Here is a 24,336-nt window from a genome sequence, read left to right on the forward strand (position 1 = left end):
GTCCCCTCGATCTACCGCAAGCAGACCCCCACCCTGCGCGACAAGTACAACTTCACCGACGAAGAAGTCGAGTTCTTCGACCTGCATATCGTCTCCGACGAAATCCACGGCGAGCGCGGCTACCAGATCGTGCTCGAACACGCCGACACGCCCGAGCTCCAGCAGCGCTGCCTGAAGATCTGCGAGATCGGCGCACAGATGCGCCTGCTCTATACCACCGCCCTCTATCACGACTACGTCGCGCAGGAAATCCCGCTGCCCGAACTCGAACTCGCCGCTTGAGGCCAGCAGGGTAAGGCAGGGCGGCCAGGACACGGCTGCATTGGCATCGACGGCCCCGCGCGGGGCCTGACCGGACGAAAGGCTTGTACATCATGGCAGTAGCAAAGACAGACGAATTCGCCAACCACATCAATGGCGAATGGACCAAGAGCGCCAGCGGGCGAACCTTCGACAACGTCAACCCGGCGGACACGGGCGATATCGTCGGCCGGTTCCAGGCCTCGACGGCGGACGACGCCCAGGCCGCGGTAGCCGCGGCCGCGGCGGCGTTCGAGGCGTGGAAGAAGACCCCGATCACCAAGCGCGCCAAGATCCTCAATGGCGCGGCCGATTACCTGGAAGCGCACGCCGACCAGATCGCCGAGGAACTTACGCGCGAGGAAGGCAAGGCGCTCAACCTGAGCAAGGACGAAATCCTGCGCTCGGCGCAGACCATCCGCTTCTATGCCGTGGAAGGGCAGTCGTTCTCGGGCGAGACCTATCCGCAGGACGATCCGGACATGCTGGTCTACAGCCAGCGCGAGCCACTCGGCGTGGTGACGGTGATCTCGCCGTGGAACTTCCCGGTCTCGATCCCCGCGCGCAAGATCGCGCCAGCACTGATCGCCGGTAACACGGTGGTATTCAAGCCCTCGTCGGACGCACCGCTGAGCGGCTACCGGCTGGCGCAGGCGTTTATCGAGGCCGGCCTCCCGAAGGGTGTGCTCAACTTCATCACCGGCCGCGCCGGCGACGTGGGCGCTGCCATCACCGAAGCGCCGGCAGTGCGCGCGATTTCCTTCACGGGATCCACGGCGGCGGGGCAGCATATCCATCGCTCGGTGTCGCTGAGCACGCGCACGCAGATGGAACTCGGCGGCAAGAACCCGCTGATCGTGATGGAAGACGCCGACCTGGACCGCGCGGTGGACCTCACCATCAAGGGCGGCTTCTCGCTGAGCGGCCAGGCCTGCACCGGCACCAGCCGCGTGCTGGTGATGGCATCGGTCAAGGCCGCCTATACCGAGAAGCTGCTGGCCAAGGTCAGGACGCTCAAGATCGGCAGCGGCATGACCCCGGGCATGGACGTCGGCCCGCTGGCCACGCGCAAGCAGCTCGAGACCGTGCTGGGCTATGTCGAGACCGGCAAGGCCGAGGCCACGCACCTGTGCGGCGGCGAGCGCCTGAGCGGCGGCGAATATGACAAGGGCTTCTACGTCGCGCCGGCCATCTTCACCGACGTCACCCAGCAGATGCGCATCGCCCGCGAGGAAATCTTCGGCCCGGTGATCGCCATCATCGAGGTGAGCAGCTACGCGGACGCCATCGCCAAGGCCAACGACACCGAGTACGGCCTGTCCGCCGCCATCGTGACCAGCAATCCGCGCTATGCGCACGATTTCGCCAACGACATCCAGTCGGGCACCGTCAAGATCAACCGCACCACCACCGGCAACCTGATCAATGCGCCGTTCGGCGGGCTCAAGCAGTCCAGCACCTCCACCTTCCGCGAGTCGGGCCGGGCGGGGCTGGAGTTCTATACGCAGATCAAGACCGTGTACCGCGGTTGCTGAGGCATTGCCGAGACAGCAGCGGACCAAATCCATCAAGAAAGAAAGCAGGAGCAGGACATGAGAAAAGCCATCAAGCTGGAACTGAAGGAAGCCCGTCACATGGTGGCGGCCGCGATCCGCAAGTCGGAGGAAATCGGCGTGCTGGAATCGATCTGCGTGGTCGACGACGGCGGTTACCCGCTGGCGCTCGAGCGCATGGACGGCGCCCGCATCACCGGTCCGCAGATCGCCTGGAACAAGGCCTTCACCGCCGCCGGCCACAAGCGCTCCACCCACCTGTTCAACCAGGCGCCCAACGGCCCCGCGCTGCCGGGCAATGAAGCCTTCGGCATCCAGTGGAGCTTCGAGGGCAAGTTCGCGGTGTTCGTGGGCGGCTTCCCGATCGTGGTCAACGGCGAGGTGATCGGCGGCATCGGCCTGAGCGGCGGCAACGGCGAGCAGGACACCGCATGCGGCGTGGCCGCCTTGCAGGCGCTGCAGGAACTGCTGGCCGGCGACGACCTCAAGGTGCTGGTCGAAGCCGACATCAAGAAGTAACCAAGAAGAAGGGCGCGCGTGCCGCGCGCCTTCGCCTTTCACGCATTGCCGAGTCAGCCATGTCTTACCGTATCCATCTCATCGAATCCCAGCAATCGTTCGAAGTCGGCGCCGACGAATCGGTGCTCGACGGCGCCTTGCGCGCCAACGTGCAAATGGCCCACGACTGCCGCTTCGGCGGTTGCGCCACGTGCCGCGTCAGGCTGGTGGAAGGCACGGTGGCCTATGAGGAATACCCCATGAGCCTGACGCCGGAAGAAGAGGGCGAAGGTTTCGCGCTGGCCTGCCAGGCGCGGCCCACCAGCGACCTCGTGATCAGCACCGCGCGCCCCGGCGAGCCTTGCGCAGAACCGGCGCGGCACACCGCGGTGATCCGCAGGATCGAGCCGCTGTGCGCCGACGTGGTGCACCTGACGCTGGAACTGCCGCAGGCCGAGGCCCTTGATTACCGTCCGGGCCAGTACCTGAAGATCTTCACCGGCGACGGCGTGGCGCGCAGCTTCTCGATGGCATCGGTACCCAGGGACCGCACCGTGGACCTGCACGTGCGCCGCATCCCAGGCGGCTACTTCACCGAACGCCTGCTGTCCGGCCTGCGCTCCGACGACCATCTCGACGTGGAACTGCCGCTGGGCGGCTTCTACTTCCGCAAGGACGACTATCGCCCGCTGGTGATGGTGGCCACGGGCACCGGCCTGGCGCCGATCAAGAGCATTCTCGAATCGCTGATGGACGACCCGGACTGCCCGCCCGTGTCGCTCTACTGGGGCATGCGCACCGAGGCCGATCTCTACCTGCACGAAGAGATCCAGCAATGGGGCGCGCGCCTGTACGACTTCCAGTACGTGCCGGTGTTGTCGCGTGCCGGCGAGGGCTGGAGCGGGCGCCGCGGCCACGTGCAGCACGCGGTGGCCGAGGACTTGCCCGATCTCTCGGAACACGCCATCTACCTGTGCGGCTCGCCGGACATGATCCGCGATGCGCGCGAGACCTTCATGGGCCTGGGCGCCAGCGGCGCGCACATCTACGCGGACAGCTTCACCTTCCAGCGCACCTGACATGGACCATTCCGACGGCAGCCTCGGCGCGCGCCATTCGCCGCTGTTCGCGCAGGTGACGGACACCCTGCGCCAGCGCATCGTGGGCGGCGTCTACCGGCAGGGCGACCGGCTGGTGGAGCACGCGCTGTCGGAGGAACTCGGTGTGTCGCGCGTGCCGGTGCGCGAGGCGTTGCGCGCGCTGGCGACCGAAGGGCTGGTGCGCATCGAGCCGCGCCGCGGCGCCTCGGTGGCGCGCCTGTCGGAGCATATGGCCCGCGAGATGGTGGAAGTGCGCGCCACGCTGGAGGGTCTCAATGCCAAGCTGGCCGCGCAGCGGCGCGATCCGCACCTGGTGACGGAGTTGCAGGAAGTACTGCGCCAGGGCGCCGCGGCAGCGCGCGGCGCAGAAGAAGAGCGCCTGCTGGAGCTCAATTTCCGCTTTCACGAAGTGCTGGGCACCATTGCCGCCAACAGTGTGCTGCAGGACATGATGCGCTCGCTGCGCGAGCGTACCGGGCTGGTGTTCGCGCCGGCCCACCGCCTGCGCGCGCAGCAGAACTGGGACGAGCACGCGCAGATCCTGCAGGCGGTCATCGCCGGCGATGCCGACCTCGCCGCGCTGCTGGCCACGCGCCACGTCTACAGCGCGGCGGACGCCGCCACGCCGGTCACGCCTGCCGCGTGGATCAAGGGATGAACAGCTTGTCGATATAGCACCATCGCCACGACTCGCCCGGCTCGAAGGAGCGGACTACCGGATGCTGGGTGGCGAGGAAATGGCGCGAGGCATGCTGGTTGGGCGAGTCGTCGCAGCAGCCCACGTGGCCGCAGCACAGGCAGATACGCAGGTGCACCCATTCGTCGCCGCTGCGCAGGCACTCCTCGCAGCCATTGGAGCTGGGCGTGACGGAATGGCTTAGCGCGAGGTGCGGACACACCGTTGTCATTGCGGAACTCCATCTTTGGCGCTGGCAGCGCGTTGTCACGCCCGCGCCACGCACGGCACATGCGGCCTGCAGTCGGTTCTTCATTGTAGGCGCCGCCACCGCGAAGGAAAGCGCGGCGCGCCTTCGCGCGCGGACCACGCTTCGCCTAGACTCTACGGGTGGGCGCAGCCGTGCCGCTCGCCGCGGCCCCATGCGCGTGAGGGCGCCATCGTGCGTCCGCCGTTTTCCCGACAGGAGGAGAGTGCTCATGACCTGCAAGATTCAGGTGGTCTTCTACAGCATGTACGGACACGTCTACAAAATGGCAGAGGCCGTGGCGGCCGGTGCGCGCGAGGTGGCGGGCGCGGAGGTGGCGCTGCTCCAGGTCCCGGAACTGGTGCCCGACGCCGTGCTGGAAAAGAGCGGTGCCAAGGCCGCTCGCGCAGCGTTTGCCCATGTGCCGATGGCTGACCCCGACAAGCTGGCCGATGCCGACGCGATCCTGTTCGGCACGCCGACCCGCTTCGGCAACATGTGCGCGCAGATGCGCAATTTCCTGGATCAGACCGGCGGCCTGTGGATGAGCGGCAAACTGGTGGGGAAAGTGGGGAGTGTCTTTACCAGCACGGCTACCCAGCACGGCGGACAGGAAACCACGATCACGAGCTTCCACACCACGCTGCTGCACCAGGGCATGGTGATCGTTGGCGTACCTTATGCCGAGGCGCGGCTGCTCGACATGAGCCAGATCACCGGTGGCACGCCGTACGGCGCCTCCACCCTGACCGCCGCGGATGGCTCGCGCCAGCCCAGCGAGAACGAGCTGGCCATTGCTCGCTACCAGGGGCGCCACGTCGCCGGCATCGCCGCGAAGCTGGCCGGGCAATGACCCGCCATCGGCGAAGCCGATGAGTCCGGGGCGATAGCCGCACGGCAGCCACAACGCCCGGGGGCGCATTCACTGCGCCGCCGGTGATCCCGGCTTGCTGCCCGCCAGCACCGTGGCCACGCGCGCGCGCAATCGCGGCAGCAGGTCTTGCGCGAACCAGGGATTGTGCTTGAACCAGCCCTGGTTGCGCGGCGACGGGTGGGGCAGGGGCAGGCAGTGCTGCAATTCGCGCGGCAAATCGCCCGCTCCGCGCGCCGCGAAGTTCGCCACCGTGGCGGTGACGCCATCGCGCGCGCCGGCGCCCAGGAAGCGCCGCTGTGCATATTGGCCCACCAGCAGCGTCAGCTCGATCTGCGGCAGGCACGCCAGCAGCGCATCCATCCATAGCGGAGCGCATTCCTTGCGCGGCGGCAGGTCGCCGCTGGCGCCGCGCCCCGGATAGCACATACCCATCGGGATGATGGCGAGGCGCGCCGGATCGTAGAACACGGTCTTGTCGACCCCCATCCAATCGCGCAGCCGGTCGCCGCTCGGATCGTCCCACGGGATGCCGCTGGCATGCACCCGCGTGCCCGGTGCCTGGCCGACGATCAGGATGCGCGCCGTGGGGGCAGCCTGGACCACCGGGCGCGGGCCCAGCGGAAGGTGGTCGGCGCAGACGCGGCAGGCGCGGACTCTGGACAGCAAGGTGTCGAGATCGGTTTGCGGCGCGGCGGCCGGCAAAATGGTGAGGCGAGGGGATGCCATACAGCCAGGCAGATCGGAAGCAAGAAGGATGGAAGGATAACGCTTCTCGTGGCGAGACAGCCAAACCGGGGCCGGCGAAGGGAATGGCTTGCGGCCCTCTCTCGCGGGCGCGATCACCGCATCAGAAGCGGTGGCGCATTCCGACCCCGAAGCTGTCGCCATGCGACTGGTCGCTCAGCTTGTCGTAGAAATAGGCCACATAGACATCGGTGCGCCTGGACAGGTTGTAGTCATAGGCGACGCCGGCGGTGTTGCGCCTGAAATCCGCCACGTCGTTCCTGGTCTTGTCGTAGGCATACGAGACCAGCACGCTGCCCGCGCCGAGCGGAACCGATGCGCCGACCTGGCCATTGGTGTGCTTGATGTCGCCGGTGGCGTTGCTGACATTGCTCTTGATGTACTGGCCCTGCGCGAACAGCTTGACCACCTTGAAGTCGTAGCTCACGCCGACCTGCACCGCGTTCTGCTTGTCGAAGCCGGCCAGTGCCGCGGGCGAGGTGACGTCGCCGGGGACGCTGTTGAACTTGACCTGCTGGAAGGCCACGGTGGCGCCGAAGTTGCCGTTGAAGTAGAGCACGTTGCCGCCCCACTTGTTCTTGCCGTTGCTGCCGGCCTGCTCGCCGAAGGCGTAGATCGCATTGACAGTGAGACCGCTGAAGTTCGGCGTGGAATACACCAGCGAATTGCTCCAGCCCGAGTCGCCGATGATGCCCGGGTCGTAGACGCGGCCGTTGCTGGCGGAGAAATAGGTGTGGAAGATCGACGGCGCGAAACTATAAGAGTCGACCAGCGGGTTGAACAGGATCGTGGAGAGGAAATAGGGCGTGGTGTTGCGCCCGAGCTTGAGGGTGCCGGCCGCGGTGCTCTGCAGGCCGACGAAGGCGTTGCGGGTAAACAGCGCGTCGCCGTCGAAGCGGCCTTGCTTGCCGGCGTCGGGGCGGAAGAAGCCGTTGAGGTCGAAGATCGCCTTGAGGCCGCTGCCCAGGTCCTCGGCGCCGCGCACGCCCCAGTACGAGGTCTGCATGCCGCCGCTGTTGACGCCGTAGGCACGCTCGCCGCCGCCGGCCTTGCTGCTGCCGACAAAGGCGTGGTTCAGCGCGGTGGAGGCTACGTGCAGTTGCTCGGCGGCCTTGCGGATCGAGCCGTGGCGGGCCACCGCGTCGAGGTAGAGATACAGGCGAGGCGGGTGGAGCATGGCGTGGGCGCCCGGGCGCTGGTGAGATCGATGCGCTCCCACCAGCAAGGATCGTGCGCGCTCGCATGAAGCACTATCCCGGCAGGGCGACCTCGCGGCGCCCCGTGTGCTCAGGGCACGACCGACAGGAACAGGTAGGCCGCCAGCAGCACCAGGTGCACCACGCCTTGCAGCATCGTGGTGCGTCCGGAATGCAGCGTCAGGGTGCTCACAAGCAAGGTCAGGGCCAGCAGCACGGTTTCCGTCGGCCCCAGGCCCAGCGTGAGCGGCTTGCCGACCACGATGAAGACCGCGGCCACGGTGGGGATGGTCAGCCCGATGCTGGCCAGCGCGGAGCCCAGCGCCAGGTTCATGCTGGTCTGCAGGCGGTCGGCGCGCGCGGCGCGCAGCGCTGCCAGGCCTTCCGGCAGTAGTACCAGCGCGGCGATCACGATACCCACCACCGCCGGCGGCGCGCCGGCGCCCGCTACCGCTGCTTCCACCGTCGGCGAGAGCAGCTTGGCCAGCCCGACCACCGCCACCAGGCAGACCAGCAGCATGCCGCCGCTGGCCAGTGCAATGCGCGTGGGCGGGGGCGGAGCGTGCACGCTCTCGTCCGAGTTGCCGGGCACGAGGAAGTAGTCGCGGTGACGCACGGTCTGCACGAAGACGAAGCTGCCGTAGAGCACCAGCGAGGCAATGCCCGCGAACGCCAGTTGCGATTGCGACAGCATCGGCCCTTGCACGGCGCTGGTGTAGTTGGGGAGCACCATGGTGAGCCCCGCCAGCGCGGCCAGCACGGCCAGCGCGGCGGTGGCGCCGGGGGCCTGGAAGGCCTGCTCGCGATGGCGCAGGCCGCCCACCAGCAGGCACAGGCCGACGATGCCGTTGCACACCAGCATGGCCGCGGCAAACACGGTGTCACGCGCCAGGCCGGATTTTTCCGGGCCGGATGACAGCATCACCGAGACGATCAGCGCCACCTCGATCACCGTTACCGCGATGGCCAGCACCAGCGTGCCGAACGGCTCGCCGACCTTGTGCGCCACCACCTCGGCATGGTGGACGGCGGCAAACACCGAGCCGGCCAGGGCTACGGCGGCCAGCAGCAGAAGTATTGCCTGGCCTGGCAAGGCCATGCCCGCGGCCAGGATGCCCCAGGCCGACAGCGGCAGCCAGAGGGTCCAGGCAGGCAGTTTCGTCGAAGTCAAAGTCATCCGTTCTCCCGTTCTTTCTGATGGTTCTATTGGTGGTTCTGATGGTCTTGCGATCGGTGTGCGATCGGTGCGCGACAGAAATTGTGATGAATGTGCCGCAAGTCGCTGCGCCCGATAGTGCACCCGCGGCGCGCTTCCTGGCCGTCGCCACCATTGCGTCCTATTGTGGTTCAGCCTGCGATCGCCGCGCGCCACCAGGCTGCGTGGCGCAGATAAGGCAGTCGGACGGGCGGTTCGGTTCCCGAGAATTCGAATGTATTCGATGGAATTGGCGGTGGATTTGCCGGAATTGCGGTCGTTTTGGCGAATTTTTCGATGCGTCGGGGCTTGGGGGGGACGGCGCGGCCGAGCGCCGCCCGCGCCCGATGCATGGCACGGAGGCTATGCAGTCACCCGGACGGGCCTCGCCCCGTCCCATCACCGGTCCGGCGCAGGCTGGGCCAAAGCGTTTCCACCATGGAGCACACTCATGCAAAAGTACGGATCGGCGAAATGGCAGGGCGGCATCAAGGACGGGCAGGGCAGCATCTCCGCCCAGAGCGGCGTGCTCAAGGACGCACCCTACGGCTTCAAGGCCCGCTTCGAGGGCGGTCCTGGCACCAATCCCGAGGAACTGATCGGGGCGGCCCATGCGGGGTGCTTCTCCATGGCGCTCTCCCTCATCCTCGGCGAGGCCAAGATGGTCGCCGAGAAGATCGAGACCAAGGCCACGGTCACCCTGGACAAGGACGGTGCCGGTTTCACCATTACCGCGGTGCAACTGGACGTGACCGTGCGCGTGCCGGGCGCCGACAAGGCGGCCGTGGAGGGCTGCCTGCAGGCGGCCAAGGCAGGCTGTCCGGTATCGAAGGTGCTCAAGGCGGAAATCAGCATGAACGCCACGGTGGAGACCTGAGCGTGCCAGCCGCGCGGCGCCGGGAGATTCCGCCCCGGCACGCCGGCATCAACTCTCCGGGCATGCCCTGCCTGGCTTCCTATAATGAAATTTCCCTGTCGGACCCCGTCGCGTCGGGGCTTGGCAGTGTGTGCGTTCGCCGGACGGAACGCGTCTCCTATATCCAGACCTATCAAAGATAAGGCAGACATCATGCATAGCAGTGAAGCAGTCCTGACCCAGGCCCGGGCAGCCATTGCCCACGTGCCGTTTCACAGCCATCCCATCCATCCCACCATCCACCTGCGCCTGAGCGACGGCGCGCTGATCCTCGAAGGCGAAGTCCCTGATATTGTCGACAAGTCCCGCGTGGCGACCATGGTGCGCCGCGTCGACGGCGTCCCCGAGGTGATCGACCACCTGCGCATCGCGGCCGAGGGCACGCCGGTGGGCGACGGGGAACTACGCAACTCGATCTGTGTGCGCTTGCTGCAGGCCATCGATTTCCGCAATTGCCGCATCTGCGCACATACCAAGGGCCGGATGGAGCCGGTGCGCGAAGCAGTGGGCGAATCCAGCGGCGAGATCGCCATCGAAGTCAACGACGGCGTGGTGACGTTACGGGGCCACGTGATCAGCCTGTCGCACATGCGCCTGGCCGGCGTGCTGGCATGGTGGTCGCGCGGCTGCCGCTGCGTGATCAACGAGCTGGTGGTGGCGCCGGCCGAGGACGACCGCGACGACGAAGTCACCGAGGCGCTGCGCCTGGTGCTGGAGACGGATCAGTTTGTCGATGCCGACCGCATCCGCGTGCAGACCACCAACCGGGTCGTGACGCTCGAGGGCTATGCCACCAGCGATGCTGCCCGGCGCCAGGCTGAACGCGACGCCTGGTATTTGTACGGGGTGGAGGATGTGGTCAACCGTATCGTCCTGAGCAACTAGCAACTAGCAACTAGCAACCAGCAACCAGCAACCAGCAACCAGCAACCAGCAACCAGCAACCAGCACCGGACACTGGCGGCCGGCGTAGCACTCGCGTGCTACGCCCCGCCCGTGGCGCGCGGCATGTCTTCCACGCGCCAGTAGCGCCGCTGCGCCCGCAGCGCAAAGCGTGCCCGGTAGTTCGACATCGACATCCCCGTGGCCCGCTGGAACAGCCGGCGGAACGCTGCCGCATCGCTGTAGCCGCAGGCTTCGGCCACCGCCTGCGAGCCGTGCAGCGTCACCTCGAGCAAGGTCTTGGCGCGCTCCACGCGCAGCGTATGCAGGTAGTCCAGCGGGGTCATGCCGCTGACCTGGCGGAAGTGCCGCAGCAAGGTGCGCTCGCTCACCGCGGCTGCCTCGGCCACCTGTGCCAGCCGGTAAGGCGCGTCCACGTTGGCCTGCAACCAGCGCATGGCGCGGTAGACCGGGCTGTCGGCGGTACGGCTCATCCAGCGCTGGGACACCAGCTCCGGCGTCAGCTGCTGGCGCTCGGCCTGGTACAGCAGCAGCCGCGAGCACGCCTGCGCGAGGTCGGGGTCGTGCAGGTGGCCCAGCACGCGCAGCATGAACTCCGTCTGCAGCGCCGGCGCCACGCAGCCAAACACGCGCTGGTGCACGCTCATGGGTTCGCTGGCGGAGAAATCGCAGCGCGCGTAGCGCCTGGCCATCCAGCCATGGAACGGCCACGGCGCGCCCATGCGCGCACCGTCCAGCAGGCCGAGCTCGGCGGGGAAGGCGATGCCGCACTCCCCGGCGGCAATCCATCCGCCCGCCTGCGCGTGCCGCTCCAGCAGCCGCAGCGCCGGTCCCGCGCCGCTGACGATTTCTTCGAGGTGCAGCGCATTGCGCGCATGCATGCCAGGTACCACCACCAGCGCGTTGCCATCTTCCGTCCGGCGCCGGCGCCGTGCCGGCTCGAGCCCCAGCGCCGGCAACGGCAGCGCACGGCCCGAGGGACCGACGATCGTCCAGCTCAGGCGAGGCTCCGCATCGGGGCGCTGCAGGCGGGCCACGCCGGCCGCGGTGCGCAGCACGTCGAGCGCGCCGAACAGCATGCCGGGCTTGGCTTGCGGCAGCCATAGCAGGCGCACGTGCAGCGGCGCGGCGCTGCTCACGGGGCTGGCGGTGCTGCCGGCCGGGACGGCCGAAGCGGGTGCGGGGGAGGGTGTCATGGCGGGATCGGCATTCCAAATGGCGGGATTGATCCTACCTTGCCGCGCGCGCAAGGGCTAGCATCGTCGCTCGGCCGGCAACCCGCCCGCCGCCACAACAACGATGCAAACAGGAGACTTCATGCAGCCATCCCTGCGCCGACTCACCCATGCCGCCGCCGCCGTGCTCGCGCTGGCCCTTGGCTCCGCCGGCAGCGCCCGCGCGGCCGACCAGCAACTGCTGGACGGCGCCCGCGCGGCAGAGCCCGCGGTGATCCAGTCGCTCAAGGACATGGTGTCGATCGAGTCAGGCAGCGCCAACGCCGCCGGCCTGGCGCAGATGGCCAGCTTCACCGAAGGCCGCCTCAAGGCACTGGGCGCCACCACCGAGCGCATTGCCGTCACGCGCGGTCCGGGCACCATGGTCAAGGGCACCTTCACCGGCAACGGCCGGCGCCGCATCATGCTGATCGCGCATATGGATACGGTCTACGGGCCCAATACGCTTGCTACCCAGCCGATCAGGCAAGACGGCAACCGCCTGTACGGTCCCGGCATTGCCGACGACAAGGGCGGCATCGCCGTGATCCTGCATTCGCTGGCGCTGCTCAAGGCGGCCGGCTGGCAGGACTATGCGCAGATCACCGTGCTGTTCAATCCCGACGAGGAAGTGGGATCGCCGGGCTCGGGCGACACCATCGCCAGACTGGCCGAACAGCATGACGTGGTGCTTTCCTGCGAGCCCTCGGCCGGGTCCGTGGTCATGAAGGGCCAGCCGCTGCTGCTGGCCTCGGCCGGCGTCGCCACTGCGACGCTCGACGTCAAGGGCCGCGCCGCGCATGCCGGCGCCGCGCCGGAGCTGGGCCGCAACGCGCTCTATGAACTCTCCTACCAGATGCTGCAGACGCGCGACGTGGCCAGGGACGTGCCCGGCGCCGCCCTGGTCTGGACCCGCGCCAGCGCCAACGGCCCCCTCAACCAGATCACCGAGAAGGCCGAAGCCGTGGGCGACGTGCGCCTGACGCAGCCCGGCGCGCTGGAAAAGCTGCAGACCGCGCTGCAGGCCAAGCTGGCCTCCGGCAAGCTCATCCCGGACACGGAAACCACGCTCAGCCTCACGCCGGGCCACCCGCCCTACGTGGCGGACCAGCGCAGCCGCGCGCTGGCGGCACGTGCGCAGGGTATCTACAAGGAGATCGAGCGCGAGCTGACGCTGGTGCCGCAGACCGGCGGCGGCACCGATGCGGGCTACGCCGCCCGCTCGGGCAAGCCCACGGTGCTGGAGAGCTTTGGCCTGGCGGGCTTTGGCTATCACGCGCGCGATGAATATATCGAGATCGACTCGATCGTGCCGCGTCTCTACCTGATGTCCCGCATCTTGCAGGAGATCGGCCGCAACTGATGTGATGCTGTTCGTCTGGGGCATGGTCAGCTTTGCCGTGGTGCCCGCCACCCAGGCGCGCGTGCCCGACAAGGGCACGCGCGCAATGGCCTGACGCGCGCCTGCGGCGCAGCGCGACCCTGCGCGCGCTGCCAGTCTCGCTGTACGATATGCGCAGCCGCTTGCGCCGGTCCTGGCCGGCGAGCGATCCAACGCAACGCTTGCCCACGGCCACGCATGGACTACGCGCATATCCTCCAACGCATCCACCGCGATATCGCGCCCCTGCTCGGCCAGGGCCGGGTGGCGGACTATATCCCCGAGCTGGCCAACGTATCCGCCGGGCATTTCGGCATGGCCCTGGTCTTCGCAGACGGCCGCAGCCATTGCGTGGGCGACGCCGCCGTGCCGTTTTCCATCCAGAGCATCTCCAAGCTGTTCGCCTGCACGCTGGCCTTCCAGCTGCTCGGCGAAGACCTCTGGCAGCGCGTAGGGCGCGAGCCCTCAGGCAACGCCTTCAATTCGCTGGTTCAGCTCGAGTACGAGCAAGGCCTGCCGCGCAATCCCTTCATCAACGCCGGCGCCCTGGTGGTGACGGATGTCTTGTGCAGCCGCTTCGTACAGGCCGAGACCGCACTGGTTCAGTTCCTGCGCCGCCTCAGCGGCAATCCCGCGATCGACTACGACACGCGCGTGGCGCAGTCCGAAGCCGGCCACGCCGAGCGCAACCGCGCCATGGCCTACTTCATGAAGAGCTTCGGCCGGCTCGAGATGCCGGTCGACAAGGTCATCGAGGCCTACTGCCGGCAATGCGCCATCGCCATGAGCTGCGAAGACCTCGCCCGTGCCGCGCTGTTCCTCGCCCACGGCGGGGTGGTGCCATGGAGCGGCGAGCGCATCCTCGGTGCCAGTCCCACCAAGCGGCTCTCGGCCCTGATGCTGACCTGCGGTACCTACGATGCTGCCGGCGATTTCGTCTACCGCGTCGGCCTGCCCGCCAAGAGCGGCGTCGGCGGCGGCATTGTTGCTGTCCTGCCACACCGTTGGGCTGTTTGTGTGTGGTCGCCGGGCCTGGACCACAGCGGCAACTCGCTGGCCGGGGTGCAGGCGCTGGAATGGCTGACAACGCTCAGCGGGCACTCTATCTTTTGATACGATGGCGGATAGATCCCTGCGTCGGCCCGTGGATGATGCGCAAGCGTCACCGGTCGCGCGCCGCGCCGGGATCGCCCCTATAAGAACGGAGACAGTCATGCCATATGAGATTGCCTGGAAGAAGCGTGTGTTCGAGACACACGAGGTGCAGGTGCTGGTGCGCGCCAAGACGCCCAGCGCATGGGACTACACGGTGCGCGTGTGCCGGCCCGGCACCAATATCCGGGCCGCGAGCACCCTGGTGGAATCAGCGAAACCCGCCGAGCAGTATTCCACGCCCGAGGCGGCGGAGGCCGCGGGGTTCGTGCACGGAAAGGAGATGGCAGAGCGCCTGCCTTAGCATCCGGCGGGTCAGGAACACGTGTGTTCCGCCATGCAGGTCGTCACGCTGTAGACGACCTCGCGGTCCGCGGAGCACTGCGTCGCCGGCGTGCGTCTGCGCGCGGATCGGAAAGGTTCATGCCTGGCCGCGCCGGTAGACCGCCAGCACGCCCGCCAGGGCGATCAGCGTCGCACCCGAGACGCGGTTCAGCCAGCGCATGCCGCTTTCCCGGAAGGCGTGCATCACGCGCGCCCCAAGGATGGCGTAGACCAGCATCGCCAGCAGGTTCAGCAGGGCGAGCACCGCCATGATCAGCGCGTACTGCGGCAGCAGCGGGGCGCCGGTGTCGATGAACTGCGGCAGGAAGGCGGACATGAACAGCAGGGCCTTGGGATTGGTTGCCGCCACCAGGAAGCAGCGCGTGAACAGTTCGCGGGCGGGAGCGCTTTCGCGCGCGCCGCGGATGCCAAGCTCGCCGGCGTCGGCCGGGACGGCGCCAACCCTGGCGCGCAACAGCTTCCATCCCACATAGGCCAGGTAGGCGGCGCCGATCCACTTGAGCGCGCGGAAGGCGACCTCCGAGGCGGCAATCACCGCCCCCAGGCCGGCCGCGGCGGTGGCCACCAGCAGCATGTCGGCGCAGACCGCGCCGGCCATGCCCCAGCAGGCCGCGCGCACGCCGAAGCGCGAGCCGTTGCTCAGTGCCAGCAGGACGGTGGGCCCGGGCGTGGCGATAGTGACGGCAGAGGCCAGCAGGAACAGGAGCAGCGTTGAGTGCGTCATGGCGGTTTCCGAAAGATGCCGAAGGGCGCGAATGCGAGGCGAATGCGGTGCGTATGCGGCAGGGTGCGAACTGGCGCCAGCCATTCTAGCGCCAGCGCATGCCGCTGCTATTTCTCCGCCATCCAGCGCGCCACGGCCTGCACGACCTGCGGCTCGATGCCGTTGAAGCCGTGGTAAGCCATGGCCTCGCAGGGATCGCCCACATTGTTGCCGCCGTCGAACTTGATCAGGCCGGCCTTGGGCGTCTTGGCCAGCTTGTCCATCAGGCCCTGTACGTCGGCGAACGGGCAGAGCTTGCAGCCGTCCTGCTCGTGGTGGACGACCAGCACCGGCATCTTGAGCTTGTCAAGCTCCATGGCGGGCACGGGGCGGCCGCGCTCTTCGCGCAGGATGGTGGACGTGAGCACGATGCCGTCGGGGCCGCCGCCGTCCGCCAGCCGGATAGCGATGGCAGCGACGGATTGCGTGCCGCGGCTGGTGCCGACCAGCCAGACCGGCACGTTGGCGTGGTTGCGCATCCAGGCGATCACGGCCCTGGCGTCCTGCGCGTGCTCGGCGCTCTGCCGGAAGCCGTTGAGGAAGGGCGGCACCAGGTGGTCGCTCGGCGCGTCGACCACGGCCACGGCGAGGCCGTTGTCCACGAACAGTTGCCGCGCGCGCACCAGGAAGTTGTTGGCGCCCCAGCCGAAACTGCCGCCGGGCGCGATGCGCAGGCCGCCGTGGCCGCCCGCGTAGAGGATGACTGCCGCCCTGGGCTGCGCGGGCGCGAGGTAGAGCAGGCGCTGCGTGATGCCGGGCCTGGTGGGGATGTCGACCACCTCGGGCGCGCTTTGCGCGTGCGCCGGCCGGACGGCCAGCCAAAGCGCGGCGAGCACCAAGGCGGACAGTAGCGCGGCGGCGTGCAGGCGGGCGAGTCCGGACGCTGGGCGATTCGGCATGGTTGTCTCCGTGGGTGGCAAGGCCCGGCGTTTGTTCTGGGGGGCCAGGCGCGCCGCATCAAGATAGCATCGCCGCGCGCGCCCACCAAGCCCGGCCGGCGTGGCTCACGCCACCGCGCTGATCCGGTACACGCAGCGACGCGCGTTGCTCAGCAGATGCTCCTCGCGGCTGACCGTGGCCCCCGTGCCGATGACTTCGCGGAAGATCTGGAGTTCGGCGCGGCAGAAGCCCTGGCACGCCTGCGCCGCCGCGCAGATGGGGCAGTGGTCTTCGATCAGCAGCCAGTCGTCGCCGTCGCGCTCGACCCTTGCCATATAGCCTTCGTGGCGGCGCAACCCCGCCAGCGTTTCCAGCCGTTGTTCGAGTTGCTCCTGGCCAGTTACCGCCAGCAGGTATTGCTCGCGGGTTTCGGCTTCGCGCCTGGCGATGAGCTGCTCCATGCCGGCTTCGCCGAACAGCGCCCGCACCGACCCGATCAGCTGGATGGTGAGCTGCGCATGGCTGTCGGGAAAGCGGCCGTGGCCGCTGGCGGTGAGGGCCCAGTCCTGACGCGGCCGGCCGGCGCCGGCGCCCTGTTGCTGGCGGCCTTCGATCAATCCGGCGRCCAGCAGCTTCTGCACCTGCTGCCTGGCGGCCTCGGCAGTGCCGCCGAGCGCCTGCGCGATCTGCGTGGTGGAGGCCGGCCCCTTGGTCTTGAGCAGGAACAGGATGCGATCACCCGGAGGCCCGTCATGGTTATCCAAGTTTTCTATTGCGTAATTCATGGTGGCGCCCTAATATCCAAAAACTTTCTTGGATATTAGGGTAGCCAGTGGGCTTTGTCGAGCCTGGCGCCCGCCCACCTGGCGCGAGCGCGCCTTTTCGCCACGACCTTTTCGCTGCAACCCTTCGCTACGAGGATCCAGTCCTATGCAAGCCACCAGTACAGCCGACCTGCCACGCCGGCTCACCATGCTCAATCCGATCGGCCTGTACGATCCCGGCGCCAATGGCTATTCCCACGTTGCGATGATTCCGCCGGGCGCCGGCCTCATTTGCGTGGCCGGGCAGGGCGGTGAACGGGCGGACGGCAGCTTGCCCGACAGTTTCGACGCGCAGGTGCGCCAGGCGCTGGACAACCTGCGCGTGGCGCTGGCGGCGGCGGGCGCGCAACTGCGCCAGGTGGCCAGGCTGACCGTGCTGGTGGTGGATCACAGCGAGGCGCGCCTGGCGGTGTTGTCCCGTGAGCTGGGCCGGGCCTGGGGCGAGGCGCCCAAGCCGGCCTGCACGCTGATCCCGGTGCCGCGGCTGGCGCTGGACGGCATGCTGTTCGAGATCGAGGCGCTGGCGGTGGCGCAGGCCCCGCATGCCGCCTAGCGTGAAGGCACCGGCCTGTTCAGGCAGCCAGCTTGGGCGGCTGCGGCTGGCGCGGCTGCGCGGACTGGCCGTCGCCGAAGTGCGGATGGCGCGCGAACAGGTCTGCCGCCCAGTTGACGAACACGCGCACCTTGGCCGACAGATGGCGGTTCTGCGGATACATGGCGGAGATGGGCAGGGAGTCCGTCGGCCAGTCGGCCAGCACTTCGACCAGCCGGCCGCTTTCCACGTAAGGCTGCGCCATCACGCGCGATATGCGCGCCAGGCCGTGGCCTTCGAGCGCGCAGGCCAGGTAGACGTCGGCATCGTTGGTGGAAATGGCCGATGGCAGCAGCATTTCGGTGCGCTTGTCGCCTTGCCCCATCGGCCACGGCATCTCCCGGCCGGTGCGGTTGGACAGATAGTTCACCGCCTTGTGCTGCGTCAGGTCGCTGGGCTGCGCGGGGGTGCCGTTGCGCTTGAGGTAGAGCGGCGAGCCGTAGAAGCCCAGGCGCAGCTGGCCGATGCGGCGCGCCACCATGGTTTCGTCCACGGGGTCGCCCACGCGCAGCACCACGTCGACGCCTTCCTTGAGCAGGTCGATGGGCTTGCCGTTGATGGTCAGCTCCATCTTCAGTTCGGGGTAGGCGGCAAAGAACTCGTGCAGCCTGGGTATCAGCACCATCTGGGCGAGGCCCGCGGTGGTGTCCACGGCCAGCGTGCCGCGCGGTGTGTTGTTCTGGTGGGTCAGCGACTGCTCGGCCTCTTCCACGTCGGCCAGGATCCGCACGCAGCGCTCGTAATATGCGGCGCCGTCGGTGGTGACGCTGATGCGCCGGGTGGTCCGGTGCAGCAGCTTGACGCCCAGGTGCGTCTCCAGGTTCTGGATCAGCCGGGTGAGCGTGGCCTTGGGCAGGTCCAGCGATTCGGCCGCCCGCGCAAAGCTGCCCACATCCACGACGCGGGTGAATGCCTGCATTGATACGAGACGATCCATGTTCACTCCCCGGAATAAGGAATCAGGCAGGTCCGGCAGGCCGGGCGCGCACTCGCGTGAAGTGCCGCCGGGCCTGGCACAGGGCGGATTGGGCGCTGGGCGTGGCTGCGGAAGTGCGGGAGTGGATCACAMATCGCATGACCTTGTGAAGCGAAGGGTTTCCCGCACGCAACACCCCCGATTATTCCACGACAGAAACAGTGCATTGGCAAAGCCTCGCTTTATCCCACCTTTATCAACCACCATAATTCGCTGCATCGCAATAAGCAATGGAAGCGCCGTTAACGCGGCGCACATGACCGCCATGGCGCCTACCCGATCGAAAGCCGCAGCCGCGGCGCACGCAGCCGAACTGGCCGCGGGGCGCATGACCGAGCACGCCGTCGAGAGCGGCGGCCGTACGATCATGGTGCGCCTGAGCTACCCGCCCGGTTATCCGGAGGGCAAGGGCGCGGCATTGCTGCCCTGGCTGGTTTACCTGCATGCCGGCGGCTTCGTGGAATGCAGTGTGGAGAAATCCCAGCGGCTCGCCGCATCGCTGGCGGCCACGGTGCCTGCGGTGGTGGTGACGCCGGCCTATTCGCTGGCGCCCGATTTTCCGTTCCCGGCGGCGCCGGAAGATGCGTTCAACACGGTTGACTGGGTGCTGCGCCATGCGCGCCGCCTGAAGGTGGACAAGCTGCGCTTCGCCCTGGTGGGCGAGGAGGCGGGCGGCAACCTGGCGATCGCCCTGTCGCAGATGCTGCGTGACCGGGGCCTGCCCGAGCCGTGCGCGCAATGGCTGATCCGCCCGGTGACCGACCCGTGCCTGCAGCATGCTTCGTGCGCCGGCGCGCAGGGTGGCCGCAGCGTGCCGCTGGAGATGCTGCAGCGCCTGGCCGGTTACTACCGCGACTACCTGCCGACCCCGGCCGCCAGCGTGCATCCGTACGCGGCGCCCGCACTGGCCTCGCGGCTGGCGGGCCTGCCGCCCACGCTGATCCAGGTGGCGGAAGAGGACGCGCTGCGCGCCGAGGGCGAAGCCTTCGCGTCGCGCCTGCAGACGGCCGGCGTGCCGGCCGAAGCCAGAATCATGCCCGGTGCCTGTGGCGCCGGCGTGGAACAGTCCCATGACCGTTGTCAGGTCTGGGTCAACGAAGGCGCGCATTACCTGCAAGGCTACCTTGCCGGCGATGACGATGCCTCACCAAGGACTGAACGCAACCCGGGAGCCAGCCCGCCGGGCTGACCCGAGCCAGCCACGACAAGCCGGCCTGCATGCACAGGCCCTCCGGGCGCGACCCCCTGGCGCGCTCCGGCGGAGGCGTTCGTCCTGATTTTTTTGCTTTCCAGTTGAAGAGAACCCGCTACGGAATACGGAGTGAAGAAAATGAAGCAGCAATATCGACGCACCATGATTGCCCTGGCCATCGTCGCCGTGCTCGGCGCGGGCCTGGCAACATCATTGCTCAAGCCCTGGCACGCCGGCGAGGCGCAGGCCGTGCCGGCCCCGGCGCCCACCGGCGTGGACGTGGCTGGCGCGCTGGGCAAGACCATCACGGAATGGGATGAATTCTCCGGCCGCCTGGAAGCGGTGGACCGCGTGGAAATCCGTCCGCGCGTTGGCGGCACCATCGATGCCGTGCACTTCCGCGAGGGCGCGCTGGTGAAGAAGGGCGATCCGTTGTTTACCATCGACCCGCGTCCGTACGCCGCCGAAGTGGCGCGCGCCGAAGCCGCGCTGGCGGCCGCGCAGGTGCGCGCCTCCCACGCACAGACTGAACTGGCCCGCGCCCAGCGGCTGGTGCAGGACAACGCGGTATCGCGCCGCGAGTTCGACGAGCGCGACAACGGTGCGCGCGAGGCGGTAGCCAACGTGCGTGCCGCACAGGCATCGCTGGAAGTAGCCCGGCTGAACCTGAACTACACCCGCATCGTGGCTCCGGTGAGCGGCCGCGTCTCACGCGCCGAGATCACGGTGGGCAACCTCGTGGCGCCGGGTGCATCGTCGCCGGTGCTGACCACGGTGGTATCGGTGTCGCCGGTGTATGCGAGCTTCGAGGTCGACGAGCAGACCTACCTGCGCTACACGGCGCCCGAGGCTGGCGGCGCGGCCAACACGGAAGGCGGGCAGTCGAGGCTGCCGGTGTTCCTGGGCCTGGCCGACGAAGACGGCAATCCGCACCAGGGCCGTATCCAGTCGATCGACAACCGGCTCGACACCCGCAGCGGCACCATCCGCGTGCGCGCGGTGTTCGACAACACGGATGGCCGCCTGCTGCCGGGCCTGTACGCCAAGGTCAAGCTCGGCGGCGGGGCACCGCATCCGGTGGTGCTGATCAATGACCGCGCGATCGGCACCGACCAGGGCAAGAAGTTCGTGCTGGTGGTGGACAAGGCCAACAAGCTGGCCTACCGCGAAGTCACGCTGGGGCCGTCGTTCGAGGGTCTGCGCGTGATCCGCCAGGGCCTGAAGGCCGACGAGACGATCGTGGTCAACGGGCTGCAGCGCGTGCGCCCGGGCGACACGGTGGCGCCCAAGGCGGTGGAGATGGCGTTCAAGCGCGAGCTGGACCAGCGTACCGGATCCGCCGACCGCAAGCAGGCCGCTGCCGAGAAGGCAACCGACAAGGCGGCTGAAGGCAAGCCGGTGACCTGAACGGCCGACATGAACCTGAGCTGTTGAGGGTTTGCCGCCCCCTGCCGCCTGCGGCAGAAGGGCCGGGGTAAAGGGCGGGCGCCAGCGATGCGCGCCGGCCTCGACGAAACACCGTCCCCCAAGAGAACCGAGCCATTTTTTTGCTTCCCCACGCTCCATATGGTGCCCGCGATCCGGGCCGCCAGGGGGAGCGCTTTCGCCGAGACTGAGATGAATCTCTCGAAATTCTTTATCGACCGGCCTATCTTTGCCGGCGTGTTATCGGTGCTGATCTTCCTGATCGGCGCCATCTCGATGTTCAAGCTGCCGATCTCCGAGTATCCGGAGGTGGTGCCGCCGTCCGTGGTGGTGCGCGCGCAGTTCCCGGGCGCCAACCCCAAGGTGATCGCCGAGACCGTGGCCACGCCGCTGGAAGAGCAGATCAACGGCGTCGAGGACATGCTGTACATGTCGTCGCAGGCCAACAGCGACGGCACGCTCACGCTGACCGTGACCTTCAAGCTGGGCACCGACCCGGACAAGGCGCAGCAGCTGGTGCAGAACCGCGTCTCGCAAGCCGAGCCGCGCCTGCCGGAGGACGTGCGCCGCCTGGGCATCACCACCGTGAAGAGCTCGCCCGACCTGACCATGGTGGTCCACCTGGTCTCGCCGAACGACCGCTATGACATGACCTACCTGCGCAACTATGCGCTGATCAACGTCAAGGACCGCCTGGCGCGCATCCAGGGCGTGGGCCAGGTGCAGATGTTCGGCTCGGGTGACTACTCGATGCGCGTGTGGCTGAACCCGGAGAAGATGGCCGAGCGCCAGCTGGCCGCGTCCGACGTGGTCAAGGCGATCCGCGAGCAGAACGTGCAGGTGGYGGCCGGCGTGATCGGCCAGTCGCCGTCGTTGCCTGGCACCGACCTGCAACTGTCGGTCAACGCCCAGGGCCGCCTGACCAGCGTGGAGGAGTTCGGCGACGTGGTGGTGCGCACCTCGGCCGATGGCGCGGTGACCTACCTCAAGGACATTGCCCGCATCGAGCTCGGCGCATCGGAATACGCGCTGCGCTCGCTGCTCGACAACAGGCCCGCGGTGGCGCTGCCGATCTTCCAGGCACCGGGCTCCAACGCCATCCAGATCTCGGATGACGTGCGCAAGACCATGGAGGAACTCAAGCAGAACTTCCCGGACGGCGTGGACTACAGCATCGTCTATGACCCGACGCAGTTCGTGCGCCACAGTATCGAGGCCGTCACGCACACGCTGTTCGAGGCCATCGCGCTGGTGGTGCTGGTGGTGATCCTGTTCCTGCAGACCTGGCGCGCTTCGGTGATTCCGCTGCTGGCGGTGCCGGTGTCGATCGTCGGTACCTTCGGCCTGATGCATGCGTTCGGCTTCTCGATCAACGCGCTGTCGCTGTTCGGGCTGGTGCTGGCCATCGGCATCGTGGTCGACGATGCGATCGTGGTGGTGGAGAACGTCGAGCGGAACATTGCCGAGGGGCTGTCGCCGAAGGAGGCGACCTACAAGGCCATGCGCGAAGTCAGCGGCCCGATCATCGCCATCGCGCTGACGCTGATCGCAGTGTTCGTGCCGCTGGCCTTCATGAGCGGCCTGACCGGACAGTTCTACAAGCAGTTCGCGCTGACCATCTCGATCTCGACCATCATCTCGGCCTTCAACTCGCTGACGCTGTCGCCGGCGCTGTCCGCGCTGCTGCTGCGCGGCCACGATGCGCCCAAGGACTGGCTGTCGCGCGGCATGGACCGAGTGCTGGGCGGCTTCTTCGCCCGCTTCAACCGCTTCTTCGGTGCCAGCGCTGACCGTTATGGCCGCGGCGTGAAGGGCGTGATCTCGCGCAAGAGCGCGGTGTTCGGCGTCTATGCGGTCATGCTGGCGCTGACCTGGGGCGTGTTCCAGCTGGTGCCGAAGGGCTTCGTGCCGGCCCAGGACAAGCAGTACCTGGTGAGCTTCGCCAAGCTGCCCGACGGCGCCACGCTGGACCGCACCGAGGACGTGATCCGTCGCATGTCGGAGATCGCGCTCAAGCATCCGGGCGTGGAATCGGCGGTGGCCTTCCCGGGCCTGTCGATCAACGGCTTCACCAACAGCCCGAGCGCCGGCATCGTGTTCGCCACGCTCAAGCCGTTCGAGGAGCGCAAGGGCAAGGACATGTCGGGGGCGGCCATCGCGCAGCAGCTCAACGCCAAGTACGCGTCGATCCAGGATGCCTTCATCGCCGTGTTCCCGCCGCCGCCCGTGCAGGGCCTGGGCACCATCGGCGGCTTCAAGCTGATGATCGAGGACCGTGCCGCGCTCGGCTACGACGCGCTGTTCGACGCCACCAGCGCCTTCACCAACAAGGCGCGCAAGACGCCCGAACTGGCCGGCATCTTCAGCAACTACCAGGTCAACGTGCCGCAGCTCGACGTCAAGCTCGACCGCGTCAAGGCCAAGCAGCTCGGCGTGCCGGTCACCGATGTGTTCGACACCCTGCAGACCTACCTCGGCTCGGCCTACGTGAACGACTTCAACAAGTTCGGTCGCACCTACCAGGTCAAGGTTCAGGCTGACGCGCAGTTCCGTCAGCATGCCGAGGACATCCTGCAGCTCAAGACGCGCAACGCCGCCGGCGACATGGTGCCGCTGTCGTCGCTGCTGACCGTCAAGCAAGGCTTCGGCCCGGACAGCGTGGTGCGCTACAACGGCTTTACCGCGGCCGACATGAACGGCGGCCCGGCGCCAGGCTTCTCCTCGGGCCAGGCGCAGGCCGCGGCCGAGCGCATCGCGGCCGAGACGCTGCCCAAGGGCATCAAGTTCGAATGGACCGACCTGACCTACCAGGACATCCTGGCCGGCAACGCGGGCGTCTGGATCTTCCCGCTGTGCGTGCTGCTGGTGTTCCTGGTGCTGGCCGCCCAGTACGAAAGCCTGACGCTGCCGCTGGCCGTGATCCTGATCGTGCCGATGAGCCTGCTCGCCGCCATGACAGGCGTGTGGCTGACCAAGGGTGACAACAACATCTTTACGCAGATCGGCTTCATCGTGCTGGTGGGGCTGTCGGCGAAGAACGCGATCCTGATCGTGGAGTTCGCCCGGGAACTGGAGCATGAAGGCCGCACCATCGTGGCTGCCGCCATCGAGGCCAGCCGCCTGCGCCTGCGCCCGATCCTGATGACCTCGTTCGCCTTCATCATGGGCGTGGTGCCGCTGGTGGTCTCCACCGGGGCCGGCGCGGAGATGYGTCATGCGATGGGCGTGGCGGTGTTCGCCGGCATGCTGGGCGTGACCTTCTTCGGGCTGTTCCTCACCCCCGTGTTCTATGTGGCGCTGCGCCTGCTGGCCACGCGTGGCGAGCGCCGCCGCGCGGCCAGCGCCCCGTCGGCGAGCCACCAGGCGATCGCCTCCGCTGAATAAGGATGAC

24 protein-coding genes are annotated in these 24,336 nt (G+C 67.8%); 15 read left to right on the forward strand and 9 right to left on the reverse strand.

Annotated features, from left to right (window positions below):
- The 5 genes from AC1DK4_RS22650 to AC1DK4_RS22670 all read left to right on the forward strand — a co-directional run.
- Window positions 1-282: iron-containing redox enzyme family protein (locus AC1DK4_RS22650; RefSeq protein WP_441618936.1), on the forward strand; the 282-nt coding region annotated here is incomplete at its 5' end.
- 92 nt (window positions 283-374) lie between these two features.
- Window positions 375-1,835 (forward strand): aldehyde dehydrogenase family protein, encoded by a 1,461-nt coding sequence (locus AC1DK4_RS22655; protein ID WP_441618938.1) that lies wholly within the window; start codon window positions 375-377, stop codon window positions 1,833-1,835.
- 57 nt (window positions 1,836-1,892) lie between these two features.
- Window positions 1,893-2,372: a GlcG/HbpS family heme-binding protein gene (locus AC1DK4_RS22660; RefSeq protein ID WP_441618940.1), complete on the forward strand. Its 480-nt coding sequence runs from the start codon at window positions 1,893-1,895 to the stop codon at window positions 2,370-2,372.
- Window positions 2,373-2,431: 59 nt separating this feature from the next.
- Window positions 2,432-3,430 (forward strand): 2Fe-2S iron-sulfur cluster-binding protein, encoded by a 999-nt coding sequence (locus AC1DK4_RS22665; RefSeq protein WP_441618942.1) that lies wholly within the window; start codon window positions 2,432-2,434, stop codon window positions 3,428-3,430.
- Window position 3,431: 1 nt separating this feature from the next.
- Window positions 3,432-4,109: a GntR family transcriptional regulator gene (locus AC1DK4_RS22670; RefSeq protein WP_441618944.1), complete on the forward strand. Its 678-nt coding sequence runs from the start codon at window positions 3,432-3,434 to the stop codon at window positions 4,107-4,109.
- On the opposite strand, the gene AC1DK4_RS22675 is transcribed toward AC1DK4_RS22670, so the two are convergent.
- Window positions 4,099-4,359: a UBP-type zinc finger domain-containing protein gene (locus tag AC1DK4_RS22675; RefSeq protein ID WP_441618946.1), complete on the reverse strand. Its 261-nt coding sequence runs from the start codon at window positions 4,357-4,359 to the stop codon at window positions 4,099-4,101. The two genes, AC1DK4_RS22670 and AC1DK4_RS22675, sit on opposite strands and share 11 nt — an antisense overlap.
- A gap of 247 nt (window positions 4,360-4,606) precedes the next feature.
- Between AC1DK4_RS22675 and wrbA the strand changes: the two genes are divergently transcribed.
- A complete protein-coding gene (gene wrbA / locus AC1DK4_RS22680) occupies window positions 4,607-5,227 on the forward strand; it encodes an NAD(P)H:quinone oxidoreductase (protein ID WP_441618948.1) in 621 nt (206 codons plus the stop codon).
- A gap of 69 nt (window positions 5,228-5,296) precedes the next feature.
- Here wrbA and AC1DK4_RS22685 read toward each other — a convergent pair whose 3' ends face one another.
- From AC1DK4_RS22685 to AC1DK4_RS22695, 3 genes are all read right to left on the reverse strand, one after another.
- The gene (locus AC1DK4_RS22685; protein WP_441649815.1) at window positions 5,297-5,974 is read right to left on the reverse strand and encodes a uracil-DNA glycosylase family protein; all 678 of its coding nucleotides are present in this window, start codon (window positions 5,972-5,974) and stop codon (window positions 5,297-5,299) included.
- Window positions 5,975-6,095: 121 nt separating this feature from the next.
- Window positions 6,096-7,169 carry a porin gene (locus AC1DK4_RS22690; RefSeq protein ID WP_441618952.1) on the reverse strand — a complete coding sequence of 358 codons (1,074 nt, stop codon included), beginning with the start codon at window positions 7,167-7,169 and terminating at the stop codon, window positions 6,096-6,098.
- A gap of 110 nt (window positions 7,170-7,279) precedes the next feature.
- On the reverse strand, window positions 7,280-8,365 hold the full coding sequence (locus AC1DK4_RS22695) for a calcium:cation antiporter (RefSeq protein ID WP_441618954.1): 1,086 nt from the start codon (window positions 8,363-8,365) through the stop codon (window positions 7,280-7,282).
- Window positions 8,366-8,834: 469 nt separating this feature from the next.
- On the opposite strand from AC1DK4_RS22695, the gene AC1DK4_RS22700 reads away from it, so the two are divergent.
- Window positions 8,835-9,260 (forward strand): OsmC family protein, encoded by a 426-nt coding sequence (locus AC1DK4_RS22700; protein ID WP_441618956.1) that lies wholly within the window; start codon window positions 8,835-8,837, stop codon window positions 9,258-9,260.
- A 192-nt stretch (window positions 9,261-9,452) separates the two neighbouring features.
- Window positions 9,453-10,184, forward strand: a complete 732-nt coding sequence (locus AC1DK4_RS22705) for a BON domain-containing protein (protein WP_441618958.1) — start codon at window positions 9,453-9,455, stop codon at window positions 10,182-10,184.
- 98 nt (window positions 10,185-10,282) lie between these two features.
- On the opposite strand, the gene AC1DK4_RS22710 is transcribed toward AC1DK4_RS22705, so the two are convergent.
- Window positions 10,283-11,398, reverse strand: coding sequence for a GlxA family transcriptional regulator (locus AC1DK4_RS22710; RefSeq protein ID WP_441618960.1), 1,116 nt, complete (start codon window positions 11,396-11,398; stop codon window positions 10,283-10,285).
- 121 nt (window positions 11,399-11,519) lie between these two features.
- Between AC1DK4_RS22710 and AC1DK4_RS22715 the strand changes: the two genes are divergently transcribed.
- From AC1DK4_RS22715 to AC1DK4_RS22725, 3 genes are all read left to right on the forward strand, one after another.
- Window positions 11,520-12,779 (forward strand): glutamate carboxypeptidase, encoded by a 1,260-nt coding sequence (locus AC1DK4_RS22715; protein WP_441618962.1) that lies wholly within the window; start codon window positions 11,520-11,522, stop codon window positions 12,777-12,779.
- 216 nt (window positions 12,780-12,995) lie between these two features.
- On the forward strand, window positions 12,996-13,910 hold the full coding sequence (locus AC1DK4_RS22720; RefSeq protein WP_441618964.1) for a glutaminase: 915 nt from the start codon (window positions 12,996-12,998) through the stop codon (window positions 13,908-13,910).
- Window positions 13,911-14,010: 100 nt separating this feature from the next.
- On the forward strand, window positions 14,011-14,253 hold the full coding sequence (locus tag AC1DK4_RS22725) for a hypothetical protein (RefSeq protein WP_441618966.1): 243 nt from the start codon (window positions 14,011-14,013) through the stop codon (window positions 14,251-14,253).
- Between the two features lie 117 nt (window positions 14,254-14,370).
- Here AC1DK4_RS22725 and AC1DK4_RS22730 read toward each other — a convergent pair whose 3' ends face one another.
- The 3 genes from AC1DK4_RS22730 to AC1DK4_RS22740 form a co-directional block, all read right to left on the reverse strand.
- Window positions 14,371-15,018, reverse strand: coding sequence for a LysE family translocator (locus AC1DK4_RS22730; protein ID WP_441618968.1), 648 nt, complete (start codon window positions 15,016-15,018; stop codon window positions 14,371-14,373).
- A gap of 107 nt (window positions 15,019-15,125) precedes the next feature.
- The gene (locus AC1DK4_RS22735; protein WP_441618970.1) at window positions 15,126-15,956 is read right to left on the reverse strand and encodes an alpha/beta hydrolase family protein; all 831 of its coding nucleotides are present in this window, start codon (window positions 15,954-15,956) and stop codon (window positions 15,126-15,128) included.
- A gap of 105 nt (window positions 15,957-16,061) precedes the next feature.
- Window positions 16,062-16,721: a helix-turn-helix transcriptional regulator gene (locus tag AC1DK4_RS22740; RefSeq protein ID WP_477131788.1), complete on the reverse strand. Its 660-nt coding sequence runs from the start codon at window positions 16,719-16,721 to the stop codon at window positions 16,062-16,064.
- A 145-nt stretch (window positions 16,722-16,866) separates the two neighbouring features.
- Between AC1DK4_RS22740 and AC1DK4_RS22745 the strand changes: the two genes are divergently transcribed.
- Entirely contained in the window at window positions 16,867-17,313 is a 447-nt protein-coding gene (locus AC1DK4_RS22745; RefSeq protein ID WP_441618974.1) for a RidA family protein, read from the forward strand.
- 19 nt (window positions 17,314-17,332) lie between these two features.
- Here AC1DK4_RS22745 and AC1DK4_RS22750 read toward each other — a convergent pair whose 3' ends face one another.
- Window positions 17,333-18,289: a LysR family transcriptional regulator gene (locus AC1DK4_RS22750; RefSeq protein ID WP_441618976.1), complete on the reverse strand. Its 957-nt coding sequence runs from the start codon at window positions 18,287-18,289 to the stop codon at window positions 17,333-17,335.
- 304 nt (window positions 18,290-18,593) lie between these two features.
- On the opposite strand from AC1DK4_RS22750, the gene AC1DK4_RS22755 reads away from it, so the two are divergent.
- The 3 genes from AC1DK4_RS22755 (at window position 18,594) to AC1DK4_RS22765 (ending at window position 24,329) form a co-directional block, all read left to right on the forward strand.
- Window positions 18,594-19,517: an alpha/beta hydrolase gene (locus AC1DK4_RS22755; protein WP_441618978.1), complete on the forward strand. Its 924-nt coding sequence runs from the start codon at window positions 18,594-18,596 to the stop codon at window positions 19,515-19,517.
- A 141-nt stretch (window positions 19,518-19,658) separates the two neighbouring features.
- Window positions 19,659-20,927, forward strand: a complete 1,269-nt coding sequence (locus AC1DK4_RS22760) for an efflux RND transporter periplasmic adaptor subunit (RefSeq protein ID WP_441618980.1) — start codon at window positions 19,659-19,661, stop codon at window positions 20,925-20,927.
- 210 nt (window positions 20,928-21,137) lie between these two features.
- Window positions 21,138-24,329: an efflux RND transporter permease subunit gene (locus AC1DK4_RS22765; RefSeq protein WP_477131789.1), complete on the forward strand. Its 3,192-nt coding sequence runs from the start codon at window positions 21,138-21,140 to the stop codon at window positions 24,327-24,329.
- Window positions 24,330-24,336 lie beyond the last annotated feature (7 nt).

The organism is Cupriavidus sp. 05N38 (assembly GCF_056397345.1).

Excerpts from the sequence above, each read along its gene's own strand:
- AC1DK4_RS22655 (WP_441618938.1), top strand. The coding sequence starts at position 375 with ATGGCAGTAGCAAAGACAGACGAATTCGCCAACCACATCAATGGCGAA.
- AC1DK4_RS22660 (WP_441618940.1), top strand. The coding sequence starts at position 1,893 with ATGAGAAAAGCCATCAAGCTGGAACTGAAGGAAGCCCGTCACATGGTG.
- AC1DK4_RS22665 (WP_441618942.1), top strand. The coding sequence starts at position 2,432 with ATGTCTTACCGTATCCATCTCATCGAATCCCAGCAATCGTTCGAAGTC.
- AC1DK4_RS22670 (WP_441618944.1), top strand. The coding sequence starts at position 3,432 with ATGGACCATTCCGACGGCAGCCTCGGCGCGCGCCATTCGCCGCTGTTC.
- AC1DK4_RS22675 (WP_441618946.1), bottom strand. The coding sequence starts at position 4,359 with ATGACAACGGTGTGTCCGCACCTCGCGCTAAGCCATTCCGTCACGCCC.
- wrbA (WP_441618948.1), top strand. The coding sequence starts at position 4,607 with ATGACCTGCAAGATTCAGGTGGTCTTCTACAGCATGTACGGACACGTC.
- AC1DK4_RS22685 (WP_441649815.1), bottom strand. The coding sequence starts at position 5,974 with ATGGCATCCCCTCGCCTCACCATTTTGCCGGCCGCCGCGCCGCAAACC.
- AC1DK4_RS22690 (WP_441618952.1), bottom strand. The coding sequence starts at position 7,169 with ATGCTCCACCCGCCTCGCCTGTATCTCTACCTCGACGCGGTGGCCCGC.
- AC1DK4_RS22695 (WP_441618954.1), bottom strand. The coding sequence starts at position 8,365 with ATGACTTTGACTTCGACGAAACTGCCTGCCTGGACCCTCTGGCTGCCG.
- AC1DK4_RS22700 (WP_441618956.1), top strand. The coding sequence starts at position 8,835 with ATGCAAAAGTACGGATCGGCGAAATGGCAGGGCGGCATCAAGGACGGG.
- AC1DK4_RS22705 (WP_441618958.1), top strand. The coding sequence starts at position 9,453 with ATGCATAGCAGTGAAGCAGTCCTGACCCAGGCCCGGGCAGCCATTGCC.
- AC1DK4_RS22710 (WP_441618960.1), bottom strand. The coding sequence starts at position 11,398 with ATGACACCCTCCCCCGCACCCGCTTCGGCCGTCCCGGCCGGCAGCACC.
- AC1DK4_RS22715 (WP_441618962.1), top strand. The coding sequence starts at position 11,520 with ATGCAGCCATCCCTGCGCCGACTCACCCATGCCGCCGCCGCCGTGCTC.
- AC1DK4_RS22720 (WP_441618964.1), top strand. The coding sequence starts at position 12,996 with ATGGACTACGCGCATATCCTCCAACGCATCCACCGCGATATCGCGCCC.
- AC1DK4_RS22725 (WP_441618966.1), top strand. The coding sequence starts at position 14,011 with ATGCCATATGAGATTGCCTGGAAGAAGCGTGTGTTCGAGACACACGAG.
- AC1DK4_RS22730 (WP_441618968.1), bottom strand. The coding sequence starts at position 15,018 with ATGACGCACTCAACGCTGCTCCTGTTCCTGCTGGCCTCTGCCGTCACT.
- AC1DK4_RS22735 (WP_441618970.1), bottom strand. The coding sequence starts at position 15,956 with ATGCCGAATCGCCCAGCGTCCGGACTCGCCCGCCTGCACGCCGCCGCG.
- AC1DK4_RS22745 (WP_441618974.1), top strand. The coding sequence starts at position 16,867 with ATGCAAGCCACCAGTACAGCCGACCTGCCACGCCGGCTCACCATGCTC.
- AC1DK4_RS22750 (WP_441618976.1), bottom strand. The coding sequence starts at position 18,289 with ATGGATCGTCTCGTATCAATGCAGGCATTCACCCGCGTCGTGGATGTG.
- AC1DK4_RS22755 (WP_441618978.1), top strand. The coding sequence starts at position 18,594 with ATGGCGCCTACCCGATCGAAAGCCGCAGCCGCGGCGCACGCAGCCGAA.
- AC1DK4_RS22760 (WP_441618980.1), top strand. The coding sequence starts at position 19,659 with ATGAAGCAGCAATATCGACGCACCATGATTGCCCTGGCCATCGTCGCC.